The organism is Streptomyces sp. NPDC050759, assembly GCF_044456945.1.
Lineage (GTDB): Bacteria > Actinomycetota > Actinomycetes > Streptomycetales > Streptomycetaceae > Streptomyces.
This window is the reverse complement of the sequence record NZ_JBITGI010000001.1, coordinates 760,484-782,505: the sequence shown is the minus strand read 5'-3', so window position 1 is coordinate 782,505 and position 22,022 is coordinate 760,484. Positions and strand designations below refer to the sequence as shown.

Annotated in this window: 20 protein-coding genes and 2 pseudogenes; 15 read left to right on the top strand and 7 right to left on the bottom strand. The window is 65.3% G+C overall.

Annotated features, from left to right (window positions below; genetic code table 11):
• Nucleotides 1-6 precede the first annotated feature (6 nt).
• The 6 genes from ACIBJB_RS03475 to ACIBJB_RS03450 all read left to right on the top strand — a co-directional run bounded on the left by ACIBJB_RS03475 (nt 7) and on the right by ACIBJB_RS03450 (nt 4,444).
• The gene (locus ACIBJB_RS03475; protein ID WP_398926035.1) at nt 7-927 is read left to right on the top strand and encodes a class I SAM-dependent methyltransferase; all 921 of its coding nucleotides are present in this window, start codon (nt 7-9) and stop codon (nt 925-927) included.
• A gap of 237 nt (nt 928-1,164) precedes the next feature.
• On the top strand, nt 1,165-1,374 hold the full coding sequence (locus ACIBJB_RS03470) for a hypothetical protein (protein ID WP_398926033.1): 210 nt from the start codon (nt 1,165-1,167) through the stop codon (nt 1,372-1,374).
• A 124-nt stretch (nt 1,375-1,498) separates the two neighbouring features.
• Nucleotides 1,499-1,741 carry a hypothetical protein gene (locus tag ACIBJB_RS03465; protein ID WP_398926032.1) on the top strand — a complete coding sequence of 81 codons (243 nt, stop codon included), beginning with the start codon at nt 1,499-1,501 and terminating at the stop codon, nt 1,739-1,741.
• A 57-nt stretch (nt 1,742-1,798) separates the two neighbouring features.
• Nucleotides 1,799-2,470: a ParB N-terminal domain-containing protein gene (locus ACIBJB_RS03460; protein WP_398926030.1), complete on the top strand. Its 672-nt coding sequence runs from the start codon at nt 1,799-1,801 to the stop codon at nt 2,468-2,470.
• The gene (locus ACIBJB_RS03455) at nt 2,467-3,912 is read left to right on the top strand and encodes a ParB N-terminal domain-containing protein (RefSeq protein ID WP_398926028.1); all 1,446 of its coding nucleotides are present in this window, start codon (nt 2,467-2,469) and stop codon (nt 3,910-3,912) included. The genes ACIBJB_RS03460 and ACIBJB_RS03455 overlap by 4 nt, the downstream gene beginning before the upstream one ends.
• 202 nt (nt 3,913-4,114) lie before the next feature.
• Entirely contained in the window at nt 4,115-4,444 is a 330-nt protein-coding gene (locus ACIBJB_RS03450; RefSeq protein ID WP_398926026.1) for a hypothetical protein, read from the top strand.
• A gap of 48 nt (nt 4,445-4,492) precedes the next feature.
• Here the strand turns inward: ACIBJB_RS03450 and ACIBJB_RS03445 are convergent.
• Nucleotides 4,493-4,687, bottom strand: a pseudogene (locus ACIBJB_RS03445) (transposase); the annotation flags it as partial.
• A 206-nt stretch (nt 4,688-4,893) separates the two neighbouring features.
• Between ACIBJB_RS03445 and ACIBJB_RS03440 the strand changes: the two are divergent.
• Complete coding sequence (locus ACIBJB_RS03440) at nt 4,894-5,691, top strand: hypothetical protein (protein WP_398926024.1); 798 nt, start codon at nt 4,894-4,896, stop codon at nt 5,689-5,691.
• A gap of 191 nt (nt 5,692-5,882) precedes the next feature.
• Here ACIBJB_RS03440 and ACIBJB_RS03435 read toward each other — a convergent pair.
• Nucleotides 5,883-6,023: pseudogene (locus ACIBJB_RS03435) on the bottom strand (IS5/IS1182 family transposase); the annotation flags it as partial.
• A gap of 267 nt (nt 6,024-6,290) precedes the next feature.
• On the opposite strand from ACIBJB_RS03435, the gene ACIBJB_RS03430 reads away from it, so the two are divergent.
• From ACIBJB_RS03430 to ACIBJB_RS03400, 7 genes are all read left to right on the top strand, one after another.
• Nucleotides 6,291-6,440, top strand: coding sequence for a hypothetical protein (locus ACIBJB_RS03430; protein WP_398926022.1), 150 nt, complete (start codon nt 6,291-6,293; stop codon nt 6,438-6,440).
• Between the two features lie 175 nt (nt 6,441-6,615).
• On the top strand, nt 6,616-7,326 hold the full coding sequence (locus tag ACIBJB_RS03425; protein WP_398926020.1) for a hypothetical protein: 711 nt from the start codon (nt 6,616-6,618) through the stop codon (nt 7,324-7,326).
• Between the two features lie 311 nt (nt 7,327-7,637).
• Nucleotides 7,638-8,174: a hypothetical protein gene (locus ACIBJB_RS03420; protein WP_398926018.1), complete on the top strand. Its 537-nt coding sequence runs from the start codon at nt 7,638-7,640 to the stop codon at nt 8,172-8,174.
• Between the two features lie 128 nt (nt 8,175-8,302).
• Nucleotides 8,303-9,709, top strand: a complete 1,407-nt coding sequence (locus ACIBJB_RS03415) for a terminase large subunit domain-containing protein (RefSeq protein ID WP_398926016.1) — start codon at nt 8,303-8,305, stop codon at nt 9,707-9,709.
• Between the two features lie 125 nt (nt 9,710-9,834).
• Nucleotides 9,835-11,667, top strand: coding sequence for a hypothetical protein (locus ACIBJB_RS03410; protein WP_398926014.1), 1,833 nt, complete (start codon nt 9,835-9,837; stop codon nt 11,665-11,667).
• A gap of 82 nt (nt 11,668-11,749) precedes the next feature.
• Nucleotides 11,750-13,225 (top strand): DNA phosphorothioation-associated putative methyltransferase, encoded by a 1,476-nt coding sequence (locus ACIBJB_RS03405; protein WP_398926012.1) that lies wholly within the window; start codon nt 11,750-11,752, stop codon nt 13,223-13,225.
• Between the two features lie 58 nt (nt 13,226-13,283).
• On the top strand, nt 13,284-14,132 hold the full coding sequence (locus ACIBJB_RS03400) for a hypothetical protein (RefSeq protein WP_398926009.1): 849 nt from the start codon (nt 13,284-13,286) through the stop codon (nt 14,130-14,132).
• Between the two features lie 101 nt (nt 14,133-14,233).
• On the opposite strand, the gene ACIBJB_RS03395 is transcribed toward ACIBJB_RS03400, so the two are convergent.
• The 5 genes from ACIBJB_RS03395 to ACIBJB_RS03375 all read right to left on the bottom strand — a co-directional run bounded on the left by ACIBJB_RS03395 (nt 14,234) and on the right by ACIBJB_RS03375 (nt 20,326).
• Entirely contained in the window at nt 14,234-15,034 is an 801-nt protein-coding gene (locus ACIBJB_RS03395) for a phosphoadenosine phosphosulfate reductase (protein WP_398926827.1), read from the bottom strand.
• 225 nt (nt 15,035-15,259) lie between these two features.
• Nucleotides 15,260-15,907: a hypothetical protein gene (locus tag ACIBJB_RS03390; protein WP_398926007.1), complete on the bottom strand. Its 648-nt coding sequence runs from the start codon at nt 15,905-15,907 to the stop codon at nt 15,260-15,262.
• Between the two features lie 74 nt (nt 15,908-15,981).
• Nucleotides 15,982-16,878, bottom strand: coding sequence for a phospholipase D family protein (locus ACIBJB_RS03385; RefSeq protein ID WP_398926005.1), 897 nt, complete (start codon nt 16,876-16,878; stop codon nt 15,982-15,984).
• The gene (locus ACIBJB_RS03380; protein ID WP_398926003.1) at nt 16,875-18,758 is read right to left on the bottom strand and encodes an ATP-binding protein; all 1,884 of its coding nucleotides are present in this window, start codon (nt 18,756-18,758) and stop codon (nt 16,875-16,877) included. The genes ACIBJB_RS03385 and ACIBJB_RS03380 overlap by 4 nt, the downstream gene beginning before the upstream one ends.
• On the bottom strand, nt 18,755-20,326 hold the full coding sequence (locus ACIBJB_RS03375) for a DEAD/DEAH box helicase (protein ID WP_398926001.1): 1,572 nt from the start codon (nt 20,324-20,326) through the stop codon (nt 18,755-18,757). The genes ACIBJB_RS03380 and ACIBJB_RS03375 overlap by 4 nt, the downstream gene beginning before the upstream one ends.
• 511 nt (nt 20,327-20,837) lie before the next feature.
• Here ACIBJB_RS03375 and ACIBJB_RS03370 point away from each other — a divergent pair.
• Complete coding sequence (locus ACIBJB_RS03370) at nt 20,838-22,013, top strand: cysteine desulfurase family protein (protein WP_398925999.1); 1,176 nt, start codon at nt 20,838-20,840, stop codon at nt 22,011-22,013.
• Nucleotides 22,014-22,022: the final 9 nt, after the last annotated feature.

Here is a 22,022-nt window from a genome sequence, read left to right as displayed (position 1 = left end):
CCAGCCATGCAGATAGGTCCCGATGTCCTCGACGTGATCCGGGCGGCCACGGCCGACGGCCCGATGCTTCGACTTCCCGGTCAGCTCGACCGCAAGCTGTACGAGCGCGTCAACCTCGCCTTGGGCGCGGCGGGTGGCCGGTGGAACCGCTACAAGCGCGCTCACCTCTTCCCCGGTGATGCCGCCGAGGCCATCGCCGGACTGCTCGCCACCGGTGAGGTAACCACCGATGCCGAGCGCGGCTACTATCCGACGCCCGATCCCGTCGTTGAACAGCTCTTGGAGCTGGCCGAGCTCGAACCCGGCTGCGAGATGCTGGAGCCGTCGGCCGGCCGCGGCGCCATCGCCAAGCCTGCCGCCGCCCGCGGCGTCATCGTCGACTGTGTGGAGCTCGACGCCACCCGGGCCGAGCACATCCGCTCCGGCGGGTACGCCCGAAGAGTCATGACCGCAGACTTCCTCGACGTCAAGGTTGAGCGTCGGTACCACCGGGCAGTCCTCAACCCACCCTTCGCGGACCGGCAGGACATCAGGCACGTGGAGAGGGCCCTGCGCTTCGTTCAGCCGGGCGGCCTGGTGGTTGCGGTGATGTCCGGCGGCCTCACCTTTCGCTCCGACCGCCTGACCAAGGACTTCCGGGCGCGCGTCCAGGAGGCGCGAGGCACCATCACGGAACTGCCGGACGACGCGTTCCCCTCGGTAGGGGTGCGTACGGTCGTCGCGGTGATACCGGTCCGGGACGCGCCGCCGCCCTCCGGATTCAACCGGTTCGCGCCGAGAGTCGAGGACTTCCGAGCGCGACCTCGCGCGGTCCAGCAGGACCTGTTCCTTGTCGACGCTCCAACAGCCCACGGGACGGCCCCCTTTGACGGACTCGGATATGGAGCAGCCCTATGGGCGGAGATAGATCCCAACACTGAAGCGTGATACGTTCTATCTCGTTGGCGGGAACGGCCACAGCCGAGGAACCGGCCCGTCAGCACGCCGTGGCATGCGGCATCCCCTTCGGTGTCTGGCGGGTGGCCAATCCCCCGCGCCCTACCCGCCAGGCACCGGCCCCGCACCGAAAGCGGAGCCACCCAGGACGCCGCCAAGATCCACGATCGCGACCGGACCCGCCCCCAGCTCACGCTGGGGGCGGGTCCCCGTGCACTCAGGAGTGCCATGAACGCAGAGGACTTCAAGGGGGATCCGGGAGACCGGGAGCTGTACGAGCGCCTCCTCGTCGAGCGGGACGGTCCGGTGGCCAAAGTCCTCGCTGAGCGGGACCCCGTCCCCGGACTCCGGGGAGGCCCGGATCCCGACGCAGCAAGGCACTTGGCGGAACTCGAACAGGCCCTATCCCCCCGACGCCGAAAGGACACAGCAGCATGACCGCCAAGCAAGCGCCCCAGCCCGAGCCGGAAAACCGGACCCCTCCCGTACCTGGAGCTGTGTGGTGCGCATCCTGTGATTCCTGGTGCCTGCCGCCTGGCATCTGCCGCTGCAACAACCGGTGATGGGCACCCTCCTTCGCCTCGCCGCCGACGCGCTGGCCGCCCTGCTCATGGCGCTTATCGCCGTCATCGCCTGGGTGATCGTCCAGCTCGGCGGCGGCGGGGCCTTCCTCGCGAGCCTCCTTGCCATCCCCGCCTGCGCACTCATGGCAGCCTCCATAGAGCACGCCCAACGTCGGATGAGACGCCGGCCACCCTCGTTCAGGCGGAGTGCTCGATCCGGCGACCATCGCGGCGCGGTGTAGATCGTCTACTCTGAGCAGCTGTAGGGCGCGGGGAACGACCTACACAAGGGATCCCCCGTGACGTCGACGCCCGCCAATATCCCCGAACTGCTCCTATCGCTGGCCGTCCCCATCGGGGACCTCACGCCGTACTACCGCAACCCGCGCAACGGCGACCTCCCCGCCATCGCCGAATCGCTCACCGTCAACGGCCAGTACCGCGCGATCGTCGTCAACAAAGGGAACCTCACCGGACGGCCCAATGAGATCCTCGCGGGCAACCACACCTACGCCGCCGCCCAGCAGCTCGGCTGGGAGCAGATCGCCGTCACCTGGGTGGACGTCGACGACAGCGCAGCAGACCGCATCGTCGTCGTCGACAACCGGACCAACGACCTCGCCGGATACGACTCCGTTCTCCTGGCCGAGATCCTCTCCGACATCCCCGACCTCGCAGGCACCGGCTACGACCGCGAGAGCGTAGACCGACTCCTGGACGACACCTCCCTCCCCGAGACGCTCGAACTCACCTCCGACGGAGCGGGCACCGGGGCCGCAGCCACCGTCGACTACCTCCAGTGGGGCTACCTCCAGTGGGAGTCCAAGCGCGTACGGATCACCTCCGAAGAGGTCGAAACCCTCAACGCGATCTACACGAAGTTCGTGGACGACACCAACAGCGACCTCGGCTTCGGCTGGCACGTCATTCAGCACGCCCACCAGGAGGGCCAGGAGGGGCAGACCGCATGAGTACCGCGCCCACCACACAGTTCTACGAGGCGTACCCGCTCGACCAGCTCCGCCCGGCTGACTACAACCCGCGCCGCCTCAGTGAGGACGCGTTCGTCCGGCTCCAGGCTTCCCTGCGCCGCCACGGCGTAGTGAAGCCGGTCATCCTCAACGCCGATGGCACGCTGGTCGCAGGTCACCAGAGAACCAAGGGACTCAAGGCCATTGGGCTGACGCACACGCCCGCGGTCATGCTCGGGACGAAGGTCCGCTTGCAGGACGAGATCCAGTTCAACCTTCTGCACAACCGAGTCGAGACCGAGGCCAGCGTCGTCTACGCCGAGCCTGGCCCGATCGGCGCGTGGTCCTGGATTCCCTGGCAGTCCATCCGCGTTGCCGAGCGTAAGAACCTCAGCTTCGTCAACGCCATCGGCCACATGACCGCCGGCCACGGTCCCTGGGGCAGTGTCGTCATTGACGACCAGGGCCGCATCGTGCTGAACGCTGAGTACGCCGTCGTCGCCTCTATCTCCCGATTCGACCTCCTTGCTTGGACCGTGACATCAGGCGACGCTGCCCAGCTCCACGCCGACCTCACCGGCGAGTACGGCGTCTACGACTGGACGGCCATTGAGGACAAGGCCCCCGTCTGGAACCAGCACATCGTCCAACCGAAGCGCCTGCGGAAGTTCTCCTCCAAGGCCAAGGCCGGAAAGCTCGCCTACGGATCCGAGACCTGGGACCAGTTGGTCACCCCTTGGCTCAAGCCCACACACAGGGTTGTGGACTTCGGCGCCGGATACGGCGACTACGCCAAGCACCTGCGTGCCAAGGGCTTCAACATCCACGACTACGAGCCCTACCGCTGCCGTGACGGCTCGTACGCCGTCGACGTCCGCGCCGTCGTCGGCATGATCCGCGACATCAACACCGACATCGAGGCCCACGGCCTCTATGACGTCGTAGTCCTCGACTCGGTCATCAACGCCACCACGTCCCTCGACTACCAGCACTGGGTGCTGACCACAGTCAACGCCCTGTGCGCGGCGGACGGAGTTGTCTGCCTTGGCACGCGCAGCCTCGCCCGCGAACTCCGCGACGAGCAAGCCAAGCGCGTCACCTCCCAGACAGCCACCACGAAGATGAGCTTCCTCGACGAGAACAACGTCGAGATGAACTTCGTGAAGGGCAAATGGCAGAAGCTCCGATTCCACACGCCGGAAACCCTGGAGGCCCTGCTGAGGCGCTACTTCAGGGACGTGCAGCTCAGCGACCTCAGTGGCTCCAACCTGAAAGCCACCTGCCGAAACCCCATCCCACTTCCCAAAGAGGAATACGAGAAGGCGTTCGAAGAGGAATTCAATATGCCTTACCCGAACGGCTTCCGGCACGACAGGCATCTGGAATTGGTGGGAAATTTGATAAAATTGACAGTAGGGAGAAATTCCTCTCTTGGTGATTAGGGATTTCAGATAGGGAAGCATGACACGGCAAATAAGGGTTGCAATTGAGGCGCGGGATCAATATCACATCATGTGGCTGGCGGGTGTGCGGCACGTAGCTCTGGACCAGCACTGCCTCCGGAGTTTCGGTCAGCCCGATCGGCCGCGGGTGGATGTCCGCCGTCGGCATCAGGTTGTTGAGCTGCCTGAGCAGAATCCCCCGTTGGCCTGGTATCTCTGCGCGCTGCCCAACCCCTGGAAGTGGAGCGACAACGCGCACCTGGCCTTCGAGGGTGCTCCGGGTGAGCAATGGGAGGGTCCGGCCCTGGTGCGGGGCTTGTACGTCCGCCTCGAAAACGCTCGCCCCATCACGGGATGGGGCGAGCACAGCATTCCCGAGACCGAACCGCGGCGGCGCTCGTACCGCTTCCGGACCTGCCGCAACTACCAGTTCGCCTGGTGGCTGCGGACGGAGCGCGATGCGCCGGACGCTCCGCCCGAGTACATGCCGCCGAAGAGGCCCGGCGAAGGCGAGCAGATGTCACTGATCTGAAGTCGGCGGGGCCGGAGTCCTGGGATCCGGCCCCGCTCCAGGCGAGTCCGGCTTGCGGCGGGGACGGCCGACCCGACCCCGGGCCGGCGGGATCGCGTCGAGCAGGGGCAGAAGTTGGGTGACGTCGTTGCGGTTGCCGCCGGTCAGCAGGACGGCGAGCGGGATGCCGTGTCCGTCGGTAATGAGGTGGTGTTTCGAGCCGGTCCTGCCCCGGTCGACCGGAGAGGAGCCCGTGTGGTTTCCTCTTTTAGGGCCCTGAGGTGGGAGGAGTCGGAGGAGTTCGGTCTCGCACACCTTCGCGACGTGGGGCTCGGTGTTCGGTGCAAACTCGCGCACTGCCACGGGTGTGTCCTTGTCTCCCGCGCGATCATCCGGCCCAAAACCAGCGGCGTACCGGAAGCGTGGAACACCGAACCCCGCAGACGCTCCGGGCGTAGATCATGTGACTCATGGATCTCGAAGGAATCGGTGCGTTGGCCGCGGCTGCCGTCGCAGCCGTCGGCATACCGACAACTCTCGTCCTCGGCCGTTGGCAGTTGCGGGGGGCGCTACGCGGGGCGGAAGAGACTGCTCGCGCCGGTCTGGCCCAAGCAGATGCGAGCTACCGGGCAGCACTTGATGCCGTGCGAGCACAGGGTCAGAACGACCACCTGCAGTGGCGGCGCGGCGTCCAGCGAGACGCTTACGCAGCCTTCCTCCAGTCGGTTCTCAGCTACACCGATACCGCCCGCAGCAACTTCGGCGGCGGCATCTCTCGGCTTGAGGAAACCCGGAATCACATCGCTGCATTGAAAGCTCTGGAGACGGACATGTCGCACAGAGCCTGGGTAGTGCGGCTGGAAGGTCCCGACGGAGTTGCCGACGCAGCCACCACCCTTCAACTGTCCGCCACTCTCTTGGTGCTGGTGGAGCAACAACACGCGCTCCGAATGGCCGCCATGCGCGAAGTCAATGACCGCACTCTCGCTCACCCGCACGAGGCGACACGCATCTGGGAGTTGGTCCCGGTCGCGCAGGGCTTCTGGCGCGCCATCGGCACTCCCGCCATGGAAGACAGCTCCACGGAGGTGTTGCAGGAACTGCGCGATCTGTTCAGCACGTGCGAGATACCGGGAGGACTGCTGGCCACTCTCTGCCAGCCGCACGAGCCGGCGCCTGAAAACGTCACCCCGTTTCAGCACGCCATCAACGACTTCATCCGGGCGGCGAGTGAGGCACTGCACCCCGCAGGGCCGCCCGCCCCATGAACGTGTGGCAGCCGCCTCCGCACGTCTTGGCCGTGCGGGTGGGGACTCGTACGGCCTGGGTCCGTTGTTCGCGCCGCACTGCTCCTCGTCCCACGACTCCAGGTCGTCGTCGAACTGCGACTCCGACAGCTACTGACCAGCACGCCGAGGGCCCCCGGAGGCCTTCCCGCGGGGCCCTCCGCATATCTGGGCTTTTTGCGACCTGGATACCGGAACCTACGCTCGCGCTGCGGCAGCAGCGGATCCAGGTGATCCCACAGCTCATCCGACGCGACCCACGGCGACGTCCCCACGCCGGACCGAACGCTCAACTCCCGCCCAAGACACGGCAACCAGGAAGGATCTACCTCATTGTGTCAGCCGCTATGAGAGTTGCCCCGCGATGATCGTGCGGAACAGTGTCGCAGGCGGCTGTCGACTGGTTGGGGAGTAGTCCAGGCCGGAAGTCCATGCCGTCAGCGCGACGCAGTCGTCATGGCAAGGCCGCATCGGGGTCAACCCGGTGCAGTAGGGACGGACTCCCTGTGGCGGTATGTAAAGTTCTGTCAAGTAGCGTCCACTGTCGTCTTCCAGCTCACTGCGGCGCCAAGACTGGATCCATGGACATCGACGAGAGGCCCGACTCGGAGATCAATCCCGAAGACGGGAAGCGGGGGAGCGATTGGCCCCTCCGGGTGTTGATCGCTCTCCTATCGGCCATCGCCGGCGGGGTAGCTCAAGCCGTCGCCGAAAAACTGATGGAGTCCTGACCAACAGTAAGGGAAGGGGTATTTTGTGGCGGGGGGAAGGCTTAGGCGCATTGCAATGCCGCCGGAATCGCATTTGGGTAAGGGGCCCCATCGGGTGTTGCTGAGGGAAGTGCATACGCTTTATCGGAATGCTGGATGCCCAAGCACTCGCCGAATCAGCTCGACTGTAGACAAGATGGATTCCGCCAAAGATGTGATCTCGCATCAGGCGGTTGCGAATATCTTGAATGGTCGGAACTTCCCTGCTTGGCCCAAGCTGGAGGTGCTGGTTGCTGCTCTGCTCTTCCTGGCGGATTTGAGGGTGGACCGGTTTGAAATGGATAGAATTCGCGAACTTTGGCTCGCTGCGCACTACGAAGAAGAAGGTGTCGCTCCTTCAGTTGGGTTCATCAATAGCTCGTCTGTCGATGCGCCCTCGTCGCTAGACCAGTCGGACCGCGCAGCCGAGTATGATCCCTTGTCCGAGACGGATCCCTCCACCGCCTCCCCGCCCGAGGAATCTTCAGGGGGAGGATCTGAATCAGAGAGCGTGATGGAGGAGGAAGCCCCCGATACCCACACCGAGGGCGAAGAGGCCGGCGCAGCCTATGAGGAGATGCGCGTTCGCTTCATCTCGGGCGCTTCAGACGGACCGGCAATGTTCTCGCTTGATCTCATGGCCGGGATGCTGCAGGTGATTGTGAACAGCCAGCACCCTCTGGGGGCGTCGATAGCTCGGGTGATGGAGCGCAATGACGATGAGGCTTCCCTGCTCGTAAAGCTCATGCTCATTTCGTGGGCGCGCATGGAAGATGAAATCCCCACCCAGCGGATGCGGAACCAAGTCGCGGACATTCGGAATGACTGGGGCCGCTATGCTCGCTTGCTACAAGAGCCCGAAGATTAAGGACAGTCCCGCAATTGGTCTAGGAAAGACCTATTGGCCTGCCGCGCTCCTTGGTCAGGCGGCGACTGCGAGGTTGTGCCGTTACCGAGAACAACCCGGCTGGGAGACAGCCCATGGCTGCCGTGCACGCAGGCCGGTCAGTTGTCGAAGGGCTCGCCTCGTCCGTGCGACCGGAGCCTGCCCAGAGGTCAATGCGTGGGATGGACGAGGTGCCGTCATTTTTGGAGCTGGAGCGGTCATTGCGGACAGCCGGTTAGTGCGATCATGGAGTTGGGCGCGGGGGCGCACCCGAGCTGTGAAGGACCCCCGCCGTGGGACGCCCCGACAAAGCCGCGCGTGCGGCCATCGCGCGCCGCCGCTCGGACGCCATCGACCTACGCCTCGCAGGCGTGGACTGGTTGACGATCGCGCGCAAGCTCGCCGCCGACCCGGTCATCAACTCCGACGGCATCGCCTACCCGCAGGGGTACGGGATCGAGCGGTACCGCAAGAACCAAGACCCGCCCACCAGTGAGGCACTGATCCACGCCGCGTGCCGGGACGTCCGTACCGCCCTCGCCGACCGCCGAGCCGAACTCAACGATGATGTTGACGAGCTGCGTGCGCTCGAGGCGGACCGGCTCGACCGCCTGTTCTTCGTCGCCTACAAGAAGGCAGTCCGCGACCAGGACCTCGCAGCCATCGACCGCACACTGCGGATTATGGAGCGCCGCGCTCGGCTGCTCGGCCTGGACATGCCCGTCAGGACGGAACTGTCTGGTCCGGACGGCGGACCCGTCCAGGTAGAGGACGTCACTGCGGACGAACTTAGCGCCTTGATCGACCTCACCGATCCGGACGGCGCATGAGGCAGCGAAACCACGCGAACGCCGTAGCCCACTACAGAACGCTCCCACCAACACAGCGACGCGCTATCGCTCGGGCCGCATCGCCTGCGCTGCGCGCCGATCTGGCTCGAGTCGAACGCCAGATGGCCATGGACCGATCACCCGGCTCACTCGCCGCCGTCCTCACGGGGGGCCGCGAGATGCAGGCTCCTCACCTCGACCTCATCGACCAGGCGTTCATCGACATGGCGGAAGGTCGATGCGACCGCGTCTTGCTCACCATGCCCCCGCGGCACGGCAAGAGCCGACGAGCCTCCCGCTGGGCACCCCTCTGGTATCTGCGGCGCAACCCCGGCCACCGCATGATGATCGCCAGCTACTCCGCCGACCTGGCCGATGACCATGGCCGGTGGATCAGGGACGCCATCACCACCTGGGGCGACGACCTCGGCATCCAGCTGAAGCCAGGCAGCCAGGCCGCCAACCGTTTCGACATTGTCGGCGGCGAAGGCGGACTACTGGCTGCGGGCATCGGCGGTGGCCTGACCGGACGCGGCGCGCACATCGCCATCGTCGACGACCCGGTCAAGGACATGGCCGATGCCGACAGCCCCACCATGCGCAAGCGCGCCTGGGACTGGTGGACGTCGGTACTGCAGACCCGACTCGAACCCGTCGGCGCCATCTGCCTCATCCAGACCCGGTGGCACGAAGACGATCTCGCCGGACGAATCCTCGCCACCGAGCGCGACGCCTGGCGAGTCATCGACCTTCCCGCCCTCGCCGACAGCCCCGACGACCCGCTAGGCCGCAAACTCGGCGAGCCCCTCTGGGCCGAACGCTTCGACGTCGCCCACCACGCCAAGACCCGCAAACGAGTCGGCGAACGGGTCTGGGGAGCCCTCTACATGCAGAAACCCCGGCCCCCGGAGGGAGGCGTCTGGAAACGCGAGTGGATCGACACCGCCCGCATCAACGCCGTCCAGTTCTCCGGCATCGACCTGGCGCGCATCGTCGTCGCCGTCGATCCTGCCGGCGGAGAGTCAACCGTCGGCGACGAGACCGGAGTCATCGGCGTCGGCCGCGACTACGACCGGCACCTGTACCTCCTCGCCGACCGATCCGGCTCGATGGGCGCCAACGACTGGGGCCTGGCCGCGTGCCGACTGGCCCTCGAACTCAAGGCCGACGCGATCGTCGTCGAGAAGAACTACGGCGGAGACATGGCGCGGCAGATCGTCACCCAGGCATGGGAGCAGTTGCGCCGCGAAGGCGTCACCAAGGGCCTCCTCATGCCGATGATCCTGGAGGTCACCGCCAAGGTCGGCAAACGCCTTCGCGCTGCCCCCGTGGCCCAGCTGTACGAACAGCAGCTCGTTCACCACGTCGGCGAGTACCCCGACCTGGAGGACCAGATGGTCACCTGGGTAGAGGGGATGGACAGCCCGGACCGCATGGACGCCGCCGTTCACGGACTAACGGAACTTGCCGACCCAGACCAGCTCGACACTCTGCCGACCGACACGGACGACGGCCGCTTCGACGGCCGCCGTTAACCCAACCCTGCTCATGCGCAGGCTCGATCTTGCTGGGCCACACTCAGCGCCCAGGCTGCTGCTCTGGCTGCCGAAACCCCGTAACCTGATCTTGCGGCGCGGGGTCGACTGCCTGGAGGGGCACTGTGGGCCTGCGCGAGCTGATCACTGACGCCTGGAGCTGGCTGGACTACAAGCCAGCCATGGCCGACCCCCGTCGACCGAGCCGTAACTCCTGGGCGGAGCTGACGCGCTCATGGGTACCGGACGAGGACTTGCGACGACTGGCCGCCTACCGGCTCCTGGCCGCGTACGACTCCAACCAGGCCGGCCAAGTCGCGGAGGTCACCGGGGATGACAAGGCGGGTACGGAGCGTAGGGAACTCGGTGACGCCTCCAAGCTCGTCGACACTGCACTCGGCTACCTTCTCGGCTCCGAGCAGACCATCAGCGTCGCTGGTGCGGAGCACACCGAACACGAGCCCACAGCTGAGTCGGCCGCGGCGCTCGCCGTGCAAGAGAGGCTCAGGAGTTGGGCGGAGAAGGAACTACTGCCTCTGCGTCTTCAGCAGGCCGAGCGAACCGCGATCCTTCTGGGCGACGCTGTCTACACCCTGGCCTGGGACCCCGGGAAGGGACGCGTCTTGCTACGTACTTGGGATCCGGGGCTGTACTTCCCGGAGTGGCCCGAGGACGGCGAACAGGACGGAGCCGAGTTCCCGGTTCGGGTGCACCTGGCATGGGAACTGCCTGAGGACAAGCGGCGCGGCATCAAGGCGAGGCTCCGGCGCGTCACGTACGAGCTTGGCCCGATCGGTCCGGCCAGCCGCCGCGGAGAGGCTAAGGATGGCAGCCCGGCACGCGAGTACCTGTACGCCGATGGGGGCGAACCAGTCCTGGTCACGGGCGACACGATCAACGCCGAGACCGGCGTCATCACACGTACCTACCCCTGGGCACCAAACCGGCCCTCCCCATGGACGTGCTACCTCACCGATGCGGAATGGAACCTGGACGACCTCAAGCATGCCGATCTGCTGTACGACCTGCCGATGCACAAGGCCCGCTACCGAGTCCGCTCAGACGGCGAAGTCCTGGATCGGCTCGACTTGCGGGCGGACTTCATCCCCGTCGTCCACATCACCAACAGCATCCCCGCCAGCGGAGAGCACTGGGGGAAGCCCACCGTGGCCACGGTTCTCCAGGCCCTGGACGAGCTGTCCGCTACCGACACCGACAGCTCCGGGGCGTCGGCCACAACCGGCTCACCGATCATCGGCCTGGCCGGGGCTCGACTCCCCATCGACCGCGCCACCGGGCAGCCGCTCCCCGTGAAGGTCCGCGCGGGGACGGTTTGGCAGCTGAACGACAACGGACGCATGGACGTCCTCGACACGTCCGCTCAACTCGCCGAGCTGCGGGCCCGCGTCGACCACATCCTCGACCGCATTGCCGCCAACAGCCGCCTCACCGCTGCCGGCCTAGGCACCCTCGACCCAACGGCCCTGCCGTCCGGGTACGCGCTGCAGCTGGCACTCGGCCCATTGGATTCGCTCGTCGCAAGCATGCGGCTGGCACGGAACCACAAGTACGCGATCCTGCTGCGCCTGGTGCAGCGCCTCCACCAGGCGGGACAAGCCGAGGGCTGGCCCGCAGGGGAGTCGCTGCCAGCACGTCTCATGTGGGGCCCCCACACGCCGACGGATCGTGCCGCTGTTCTCGACGAAGTGGTCAAGGGTGTCGGGGCTGGTGTGCTGTCCGTCGAGACCGGCATCCGGATGATCACCGACGCGGGCTACCCGATTGACGATGCGCAGGCAGAGATCGAGCGCATTCAAGCGCGGGCTTTCGATGCTGCCGCCCGGCTTGCCGACGCGACTGGTGACAACGCTGCTGTGCGCCAATACCTCGGTCTGCCGGAAACCGCAAGCGACATTCCGCAGGTCCCGCTTGGGCAGGGTCAAGGCGCGGCTGATTGAGGGACTCCCGGCGACCTCATAGGCTGCGCCTCGTTGAAGGCCGAGTGCGCACAAGGCGCGACGTAGAGTTCCATGCTGTTGCATGCTGGCCTGTCCGTGGAATCAGAGGACACCGATGACACAGCAGCTTTGGACCAGTCAGAGGCACCGCACTGCAATCGGGCGTGTCGGTCTCTCACTACCTGCTCGTCGTGCCGTTGGTGACCTCCAGCTGGGGCCTGGCCTGGGAGTACTGGACTACGGCTGTGGCAGGGGCGGTGATGTACGCGCTCTCCAGCGACTGGGCCTGGACGCTACAGGGTGGGATCCGGTGCACTTCCCCGACGGGGAACGGAAGCCGGCCGAGGCTGTCCTTCTGACGTACGTGCTGAACGTCATTGAGGATCCCTCCGAACGCCGCGAGACGCTGCTACGTGCCTGGGATTTGGCCAAGTCCGTGCTAGTGGTATCCGCGCGGTTGCGCTGGGAGCGCAACCAGATCAAGGGGACTGAATACGGTGACGGCATCCTCACCCAGCGCCGTACCTTCCAACGCCTCTACGCAGCTGGTGAACTTCGCGACTACGTTGAGGAAATGACGGGCGTGCGCTGCGTGTCGGCAGCGCCCGGTATCGTCTACGCCTTCAAGGACGACGAGACCCGCCTACGGTATTTGGCCCGACAGATTGCCCCCGAGGGTGAATGGCTGGCGTCCGAGGACACAACGTCGGCGATCACCTCCGTCGTCGCACATCTCGAACAGCGCGGTCGGATGCCGCATCTTGAAGAAATGCCGCAGCCGATCATTAGCCTGCTGGGCCACCTTCGTCCTGCCGAGCTGAAGCGCCTTGCCGAGCAGGAAGCGGACCCTCTCAAGGTGGAACGCAGTGCAGAACGCAGTGCTGTCGAGGCCTTGCAGTTCCTCGCTCTGGAGCTCTTCCACGGCCGAGGTCCCGTCAGCAGTTTGCCGCTGCCCATTCAGCTAGACATCCGCGCCTTCTTTCCTTCGTATGCCGAAGCGTGTCAGCGAGCGGATCGTCTGCTGTTCAAGTTGCGCGATGACGCCTACATCCGCCGGGCCATGAACGGGTCGATCGCTGGCAAGTTCACGGCGACCGCCCTCTATGTGCACCGCCGGGCACTCCACCGGATCCCCACCGTGCTGCGCCTGTACGAGCAGTGCGCCAGTATCGCCGCCGGCCGACCTGGCGAGTGGTCCGTTGTGAAGCTCCGCCACCAGGGCCGCGGTGTGAGCTGGCTCGACTACCCCGAATTCGACACTGACCCGCACCCGCGCCTCGCGGCGTCGTACGCTGTCGACCTCAAAACCCTCAAGTCTTCCTTCACCTCGTACGCCGACTCGACCAACCGCCCCCTTCTGCACCGCAAACACGAGTTTCTTGCGGAGGACGATCCCGACGCGCCAAAGTACCGGCGTCTCACCGAGGCCGAAGTACGTGCGGGCCTCTACGAGAGTCCGCACCTGATCGGCACGGAAGAGGGCTGGGAACGTGAACTGAGCCGCTGCGAAAGAGAGTTGCGGGGCCACCGGCTCGTAAGGCGAACCGCCAGCAAATGACGCTCACGTCGGCACTCGTCCCGGTGAGATTGTCAGCCGCGCATGAGACGCTCCGCCTATGACCACCACTCGCACGGAGGGCGCCTGCCTGCCTTCTTACCGAACGCCGTCAACGCTCGCACTGTCCGAACCCGAGGACCATGTCCGTGAACTCACCGACTGGGTGGAGCATGCCTCCGTCGTCGCCGGAGCGCCGGGCGCGCAGGAAGGTTGGGACAGCGCCTACAAGTGGCTTCGCCTCGCCCAGGGGCTGCGCAAGATTACCTTCGACATGTCGTACGACGACGGCGGCATGTGCTCGGCAGGCGGCGACTTCGACGTTGTTTGGACAGAGATGATGGAGGAATGGCAGCTGCACCAGGTCCGGCTCGGTTACCTGCGCGCAGCTCTTGAAGGATTCGTCCAGGTGCTGCACCCCCACGCCGCTCAGCCCGGACTCGCCATCGAGGTAGCAGAGCAGCAGCTGCAGCACCACGCCGAAGCATTGCCCCTGCACGCACGAGCGGTGGCCGAGCATCTCGGAACACACTTCCCGGACCGTGTGGGCGGGAGCGAGCCGGTCGCGACAGGAGTGGCGCAGGTGATTGCCCAACACGAGAGGGCAGTGCACGGCCGTGCATGCATCCCCGAGCCGACCAGTGACGCGGACATGAAGATCCTCGCTGCTGGGCACGCTGAGGTCTGTGCCGGCAGAGAAGCCTGCACGATGCTTCTGCTGGGGGTCCAGTTGCTGATGGCGGCAGCGGTGAAGGAGGACCGCGTCGCGGTCTTCGACGACAAGTACCTCCTCGACGGAAAGTGGGTTCCCGACTCTTCCGGTGGTGGCCGGTGGGTGGACGAAGAGATGCCGTACAGCGAGTATCTGGCCGTTCTCCACCTTGCCCCTGGCGAGCCGCCCGAGCTCTGAGTTCGCCGCACCTGCTGCTCTCGGGTGGCGGGCACTTCTACATCCTGAGGGCGGCGAGCAGGGGCCGGAAGCTGTGGCTTCCGGCCCCCGCTCGCTGCACTTCAGGTCATACACCAACCTGAGTCGCAAGCACCCTCGGCCTCATCGACGTTGCCATCATTCGAGGTCGCACCGGGGATGGCCTGGGTGAGGGGGACGCCGTACCTCGTGAGAAACACGGCGTCCCGGCCGAGCGCGGTCCTGCGCCGATTGATCGTCTCCTCCAGCTGGACCGAGAGGGCGAACAGCTCCGGTTCGTGCCTACGCTGGTGGCGCCATGCTTCGACCGTGCGGAAGGGGCAGAAGAAGCAGGAGCTCTTCGGCGGCACTGGCAGGCCGGCTTCGGTGATGATGCGCTCGCAGTCGTCCCTGCGGAGCCTGAGGTCGAGAAGCGGGTATTCGATGACCTCGTGGGACTCGCTTCGTCGGCGGTTGGCGCGATGGATTTCGTCGAGCGATATGCCGATGCCAACCACCGCTGGATTCTCCGCGGTGGCGCCGTGCTCGCGAAGCCACCGTCCGATCACCTTGATCTTGAAGTCCGCCGTGCAGTTGCGTCGGCCCGGAGCGCCGTTGGCCATGCGGACTGGGATGGGGATCGACCGCGTGTCTGGCCGGTTCAGCCGCTGCATGAGCGTTTCCGTGGTTCCGTCCCGACGCCACCGCTTGAGCTCTTGGATTTCAAGTCCGGCACGGACGGCGTACGGGACGGCGACCTCGCGAACGTAGGCCAGCGTCGCGGGGTGCTCACTGTCGTCCCCGACGTTGGCGAAGAGGAGCGTTTGAAAGTCGATTTCTCCTTGGGCGGCCAGCACGAGCAGGGCTGTCGACTGGACGCCGCCGCCGTAGGAGATGACCTTCAAGATTCCGCCGCTTGCCCGGTTCTTGGCGTCGGCGGTAGCGGCTTGAGGCGTGGAATCGCTCGGGTTGGCGTGGTGGGCTCCAGAGGCTTGCTGCAAGATCGACATATGAGAGACAATATGGATGAACGATGGAGCGATCAAGTGTTTCTCTCAACATTGCCGGCGGAAAGTGGGGCAATCGACTGGGCGGTGGACGCGAGGCTGCGCGGTGGGTGGTGAAGTCAGTTACGGCCGAGGCTCGATGACGACGGAATGGCCCTTTCCCAAGACCGATGCCAGAAATTCTGCTGCGGCGCCATGCTCGGTACTGGTGAATGTCCGTGCGGCAGGTCGTGGTTCTCGCGGCGGACTGGAGGTGGGGACGTTGGGCCTTCGTCCGCGAGGTTTCTGAGGAGCACGCTGCCCTGCACGGAGTGCAGCAACCTCGGAGACTGCGATGGCTCGCTGCCGCTGTTGGGCGTCTGCCAAGATCGTGTCAAGGAGCCAGAGCGGAGAACCGGAAAGGAACAGGTCGGCCGCGGCGATCCTCTGACGGTTGCGCCACCGGGATACTGCCTGCGCGTCCCGCCCGAGAACGCGTGCTGCCTCCTGGATGCCGACGATGACGGGGAGTCGCTCCTGGGCCTCCAAGTCGTAGCCCAGAGGGATGCCGGCCTTGTACGTCGCCAGTCGTTCCCGGTCGATCCTGCGGTCGCCTTCTCCGTCGAGCTGCATGACCGTACGAAGCAGCCAGTACGGATTGCCGGACGCGATCAAGTCGGGCTCGCCGAGCGTGCCCTCTGTCCGCCACTTCTGCGACGTCTGTCGCTCCACCTGGAAGAGGAAGGCAATCTCAGCGTGCCCCAGCAGGAACGGGGCCCGTACCTGTGCCATGAGATGGCCTTCCTCATCAACCTGTGCTCGTGCCTGCCGGCGATGAGCTGCCAGGCCACGCCGCAGATGTGATCTTAAGCGTGCTCCCTGCCGGGCCGCAGCTCCCACGAGCCCACTTCGGTGTAGTACTGGCCGAAGTGCTTGAGCCAAGCTGCGAGTGTCTCCACCGTTCTGCGCGCCTGCTCCTCTGTGTCTCCCGTACGTTCGGCGATGGCCTGTTGGAGCTCGATGCTGTTCAGGCGCTGGTCCGCGGTCAGCTGGCCGAGCTCCGGAATGGTGTGGAGGCGGCCCTCGACCTCGACGTTGAAGGCGTCTTCGGGCAAGCCGGCAGGAACATCGAGCATGGCGAGGTCTCGCACGATGCCAGCCTCGACGAGAGACGTGAATCTTGAACGTCCACTGTAGAGGGCAAAGACGTTCTCCGGCCTCCTCGTCTCCGGGTACCAGGAGGGGGCTGCTTCGTCCTCGGCCTGCGGGGCGATTTTCTCGTTCTTCAGCAGCTCTGCCTGCTGCCGTATGAGGGCTGCCGTTCGGGGCGTAGCGGTTGTCGAACGAGACTCGATCTCACCGAGGACACGCTGCACCTCGGGATGGCCGCTGGGGACCTCCAACAGGAGTTCCACATTGGCATTCGGAACGCGACCAGTGGCCTTACCGGTCAGGTTGGCCGAGCCCACGAGACAACGGCCGTCGGCACGGTAGAGCTTGGCATGAAGAGACGGACACAGAGCGATGGAGATCCGTTCGTCACTCTGGGCGACTTCGATGATCTCTGGGTCGGAAACCCCGGCAGCAACTTCCGCCGGGGTCCAGCGCGTGACGCACGTGACCTTCTGGACGGATGACGGCACCGAGGCGATGGTCTCCTCGAAGACTGATTTCTTCACGAAAGGCGCGATGAGGAGCACTTCCTCGGTGGCGTCCTTCATCAGGTCAGCTATCTGCCGCCAGACGTGGTCCGGCTGTGTCACTCCTCTTCGCTCCCGTCCTCGATGAAGTCGCGGGCGTAACGGCCCCAGTCGCGCCGGGCGTCTGCGATCCGAGTGCGGTCCCGCTTGCTGGGAATTTCGTCCTCCATCCGGGCCCAGGAGAAAATGAGCAGCTTGAAGGTGTCGGAGGCGCGGGCGAGCCGCTCGCGGAGTTCGGCCTCGCTTGCTTTCTCGGGTACGTCCTCAAGGACGGTCATCAGCTCGCTGTGTAGCGGGTGCTCCGTGTTGAAGGACACCTGCAGCATGCCGGCGAGCAGGTCGATGTTGAAGAAGGCCGATGAGTCCTGAGGGCTGGAGATCCAGCGCACGCGCCAGTCCTTCTCCAAGGCCTCGTCAACCATGGACTGCGCGGTGTCCTCGTCGACGTGGTGTCGCTCGGTCAGCGCGGTCAGCTGCTCCTCGCGTTTCTCGGCCTCGGTCGCCTCCACCGCGAGGCGGTCGGTCGTGCCGGTGTGCCCGTCCTCCTGCCGGCGTTTGACGGCGTCCGTGGCCTTGGAGGTGACTTCCTCGTCGTGCCGCTTCCTGCTTGTACGATTGCCAAGCTGCTGCTGGCGCAGCTTGCGGCGCATCTTGCCCAGAAGGTCCTTGAGATAGTGAGCGAGGTCAATCAGCGGCAACCGAGGATCGCCGAATTCCCGAAGGCGATCCTTGAACTCCTTGGGAGTCTCCTTCTCGTCCATCTCGTCGGACCAGTCGAAGTCCGCGAGCGACGAAAACACCACAGCCGTTTGCTTGTTGTTCGTGACACCGAAGACTTCGTCGAGCTCTGGAGGGAAGTCCACCTCGACGCCCCACCACCGCTCGACGGGGTTGTAACCAATCGCCCAGGAAGTATCAAGATCCAGCTCTCGGCCCTTTCGGACCAGCGAGATTCCGACGTTCCTGCGGGCATGCTGGCCCCATTTCTGGTGACCGGCTTCCACGTTGGGGTTGGCGGTGTCGGGCCACGGGTGGCCAGGAACATTGGGGCGACGGGCTTCAGGCCGCGCGATGGACGCCCGCACCTTGACCGTGTACTTCTTTCCGTCCGGAGCGGTGATCGGGTAGTCGTAAACCCCCGGCTCAGCCTCGGTGCCCATGCTGAACGGCTCGAACATGGGAGTATCAGTGAACGGAGCTGGCGTTCCAGTCTCCTGCATGAGGTACAGGGGATCGTTTGGCTCTGCGTAGTACCAGCCGTTCTTTCCTTCTATTACCTCTCCGTCGCGGACCGGGGCCATCTTGATGGTTACGGACCCGTCATCGAGGTAGTGCCGGTAGACGCGGCCTATTAGCTCGGCCGTGTTACGCAAGGTGGTTCCTGCGCCGTGCCACTTGACGCGGTCGAGGTCCGTCCACACAACAAGGGTGCCGCTTGATCCCAGAGGCGCTTCACTGAGCTCGTCCCAGTACTCCGGCACACGACGGGGCTCAGGGTCTGGGACCTCGTCTCGCCCGTTCGTGATCTCGGCAAGGTCCAGGTAGGTGTACATGGCGTTCGCGGAACCATTGGTCCATGACCACACTTCGACCTTGGTGCACTGGGACATGCTGGAGTTGGGCAATCCCATGCCGAAGCGGCCGATACGGGTGCGGTCGTCACCGAGGCCGTCTCCGTACTTAAGCGCGCGTCGGAGAAGCTTCGCATCCATCCCATCGCCATCGTCGAGGACGGCGATGGTGTCTACCTTGTGCCTTGTCTGGTTAGCGCCCTTGACCGGGCTTTCACAGGCGAAGACCTGGACCAGCGCGGCGTTGGCGTCGATGCTGTTGTCGATCAGCTCCGCGAGCGCGTAGGCGGTGTTCTTATAGCCGCTGTCCCGCATAGCCTTGACGGTCAGCGAAGGGCTGACGATCCGGTATTCGCTTCCCTCGCCGGTCACGCTTTCTCCCATACGTCTTCCCAGTTGGTGAATGCATCGGCCACATCTCCAAACCCGGGGAGTTCCGGGTCGACGACGGTGACGATCTCGCAGGTGGTGGTTCCGCCAGCCTTAGGTCCGCGAATGACTCGGCCGACCATCTGGCTGTACAAGACCAGAGACTTGGTCGGTCGAGCTATGACGGCGGCGCTGGCCGCCGGGGCATCGAACCCTGTGGTCAGAACCCCGAAGTTGATGAGAATCATGGGGCGCCGGGCAGCACCCTTGAATCGCCGGATGGCATCGCTCCGATGTCGGGGCGAGGATTCGCCCGTCACGAAGACGGCGTCGAGACCGGCTGCTGACAACACGGCTGCTATCAGTCGGCAATGGTCCACCGACGCTGCGAAAACGAGGATGCGGCGATGCTGCTTTTCGAGCAGTTCCATGATCGTCTGGACGACCTTCAGGTTCCACTGCTTGTCCCGTGCAAGCTCGGCGATGATGCCAGGCGGGATGTCGAATGATCGCGCCAGGCTCTGCTGATCCCGTGCCGACAGGTGCATCCCGGCTTCTGAGGCCACAGTCCGCATGATCGGTTTGGCTAGGTACCCCTGGTCGATGAGGGCCGTCACCGGGTTGGTGTAGCCCTCAATCTCCAGCATGACTTTCTGACGGGAGAAGAACTCGGCAAGCTCCTCGTCCTTGGCGATGTCCGCCCACGTACGGCCTGGAGTTGCGGTGAGTCCGAGCAAACTTGAGTCGTGACGTGTCGTTAGCTCGTCCACGACGCCCTGAAATGTGGGCGCAATGATCTGATGCGCTTCGTCGAAAACGGTCAAAGTGCTGCGGGCGGCAAGGGTACGCAGGAACTGAGGGTTCGACTTGGTGGTCGAGACGGCCTTCTCCAGCCCGAGCACCACCAGTCCGTCGGTCACGCCTGACAGGTCTACAGGGGCGCTGCCCCACACGCGGAGGACCGGCAGGGGGCGGTCACCGACCTTGGCCCAAGCGCGCTCGAACTCGGCTGCCGCCTGTTCCAGCAACTCCTGCCCGTGGGCCAGCCAGACTACGAGCGCGGGGCCGTACTGCCGCAGGTGATCGCAGATCATGCTCATACCGGTGCGGGTCTTACCCACGCCTGTGGGCAGGTGGAGCACGACCCGCCGGGGCCCGTCATACAGCAGGTCCTTGACCCGGCGAGCGGCGCGGAGCTGATGCGGGAATAGGGCGTACTCGGGTGCCGTTTCCTGCACAAACGAGGGAAGTTGAGGCTGTGCACGGTCGACGGTGAAGCCGAAGAACTCCAGAAGTTCTCGGCGCTCGTCGGGAGTCCACTTCAGCCCGTGCAGGTACTCCAGCGGCTGCCCATCGCCCAGCGACCCCAACCTTTGGGCCAGCTCTGCCTGCTTCGGTTCCGGAATGTGGGCGATCAAACCGTTGCGTTCGTCGACGTCCGCGACCAGGAGCTCGGCGTCGATCGCGACAGCGGCGACCGCTCGCAGCCGATCGTCTCCGGCCGTGCCGCCCTCAATAAGATCGAGGAGGGCACACAGTTCCTTGCCGAGGTGTCTGCGGATGTATTCCATGGGGGCGTTTGCGAGGACCGCTTCGAACGGCAACCCCGGTGACCATGTCGTCAAAGCGTCACCGGACCGACGTGCCAGGCGGCGAGCCGGAAGCAGCTCGCACCGGACCGACCACCATCACGAAGTTCCTCCCCCAGCTCGACGCACACCAAGCAGCGCCCCAACGTGCAGTACTGCGCCGCTGCAGCGTGCGGACCACCCTAATCGGGACCACTGACAACAGGAGCACCATCAACAGAAAAGCCCAGCCAGGCACAGCATTTGGTCACACGGCGGTCCATTTTCCCGCCTGTGGCGTGGATCTTGCTGCGTGCGACTTGCGCCAACGGCACAGGGCATAGAACAGTCGTTCGGTAAGCGGCCTGCGACACCCCGCGTTCGAGCTTTTCAAACGGTGGATCTTGACGCATGGCTAGGATCACTTCGAGCTCCTGGTGGAACCCCGGATGCGAGGCGAGCTTTCCACCAGCAGTACATTGGTGTGCGACACGAGCGAGGCGGGGAGGCAGAGATGAACGGGCCGAATGGGTCGGATACGTCCTATCTTGACTACAATGCCACCGCGCCGATCCGGCCCGAGGCTGCCGCAGCCGTTATCGAGGCCATGCAGTCGGTCGGAAACGCCTCAAGCATGCATCAACCGGGGCGGCAGGCGGCCTACCGGGTCGACGTTGCCCGTCGACAGCTAGCCGACCTCCTCAACTGCTCACCCGGCGAGCTCATCTTCACGTCCGGGGCGACCGAGGCAAACAATCTGGCTCTCCGCGCGGCCTACACTGCCGGAAAGCCCCTGGTGACGACCCCTGTTGAGCATCCTGCAGTGCTGGAGACGGCCCGCACGGTCACCGCTGGGCAGCCCGACGATCTTGTGCTGCTGCCTGTCGGAGCCGACGGCGTGGTGGATCTCGGCGCCCTGGAGCAGGTCTTCGAGGCGCGCCATGGGGGCGTGGTCTCCCTGATGGCCGCGAACAACGAAACCGGCGTTCTCACTGACCTTCGCGTCGCGGCCAAGGCGGCTCGTGACGCCGGCGCACTCGTCCATACGGACGCCACGCAGATCATCGGCCGCCTTCCCACGGATGTCGCTGAACTCGACGTCGACCTCTTGTCGTTGTCTGCGCACAAGTTCGGCGGACCGCAGGGAGTCGGTGCCCTGTACGTACGGCGCGGGGCGCCGCTGCCGCATCGGCCACTCCTCGTGGGCGGCGGGCAGGAGCGGGGTTGGCGCGCGGGCACGCTGAATGTGGCAGGGATCATCGGCATGGGTGCCGCAGCCGAAGCCGCACACCGTGGCCTAGGTGAGGAGGCTGAGCGGGTTGCCTCCCTGCGTGACCGCCTCGAACTCCTACTGACTAGTGCCCTGCCCGAGTGCCGTTTCAACGGGCGGCGGGACCAGAGGCTCCCTGGAGTGACGAGCGTCACGTTTCCGGGAGTGCCTGCCGATGCTGTCCTGGCGGCCATGCCCGACGTCGCCGCATCGGAGGGCAGCGCGTGCGCTTCGGGCGCCCCTACGCCGAGCCACGTGCTACTGGCGATGGGGCTGTCCCGGGAAGACGCCGACAGCACGATCCGCTTCTCATTGGGCTACGCCACCACAGGCCTCGAGGTCGAGCACGCGGCAGAGGCCGTTGTACGCGCCGTGACGCAAGTTCGCTCCGCGCTGGCCGAAGCCCGCGGTCCTCGCTGAGCGTTACCT

Excerpts from the sequence above, each read along its gene's own strand:
- ACIBJB_RS03400 (WP_398926009.1), top strand. The coding sequence starts at position 13,284 with ATGACCACCACTCGCACGGAGGGCGCCTGCCTGCCTTCTTACCGAACG.
- ACIBJB_RS03455 (WP_398926028.1), top strand. The coding sequence starts at position 2,467 with ATGAGTACCGCGCCCACCACACAGTTCTACGAGGCGTACCCGCTCGAC.
- ACIBJB_RS03430 (WP_398926022.1), top strand. The coding sequence starts at position 6,291 with ATGGACATCGACGAGAGGCCCGACTCGGAGATCAATCCCGAAGACGGG.
- ACIBJB_RS03475 (WP_398926035.1), top strand. The coding sequence starts at position 7 with ATGCAGATAGGTCCCGATGTCCTCGACGTGATCCGGGCGGCCACGGCC.
- ACIBJB_RS03470 (WP_398926033.1), top strand. The coding sequence starts at position 1,165 with ATGAACGCAGAGGACTTCAAGGGGGATCCGGGAGACCGGGAGCTGTAC.
- ACIBJB_RS03425 (WP_398926020.1), top strand. The coding sequence starts at position 6,616 with ATGGATTCCGCCAAAGATGTGATCTCGCATCAGGCGGTTGCGAATATC.
- ACIBJB_RS03370 (WP_398925999.1), top strand. The coding sequence starts at position 20,838 with ATGAACGGGCCGAATGGGTCGGATACGTCCTATCTTGACTACAATGCC.
- ACIBJB_RS03415 (WP_398926016.1), top strand. The coding sequence starts at position 8,303 with ATGGACCGATCACCCGGCTCACTCGCCGCCGTCCTCACGGGGGGCCGC.
- ACIBJB_RS03465 (WP_398926032.1), top strand. The coding sequence starts at position 1,499 with ATGGGCACCCTCCTTCGCCTCGCCGCCGACGCGCTGGCCGCCCTGCTC.
- ACIBJB_RS03390 (WP_398926007.1), bottom strand. The coding sequence starts at position 15,907 with ATGGCACAGGTACGGGCCCCGTTCCTGCTGGGGCACGCTGAGATTGCC.
- ACIBJB_RS03440 (WP_398926024.1), top strand. The coding sequence starts at position 4,894 with ATGGATCTCGAAGGAATCGGTGCGTTGGCCGCGGCTGCCGTCGCAGCC.
- ACIBJB_RS03375 (WP_398926001.1), bottom strand. The coding sequence starts at position 20,326 with ATGGAATACATCCGCAGACACCTCGGCAAGGAACTGTGTGCCCTCCTC.
- ACIBJB_RS03405 (WP_398926012.1), top strand. The coding sequence starts at position 11,750 with ATGCTGGCCTGTCCGTGGAATCAGAGGACACCGATGACACAGCAGCTT.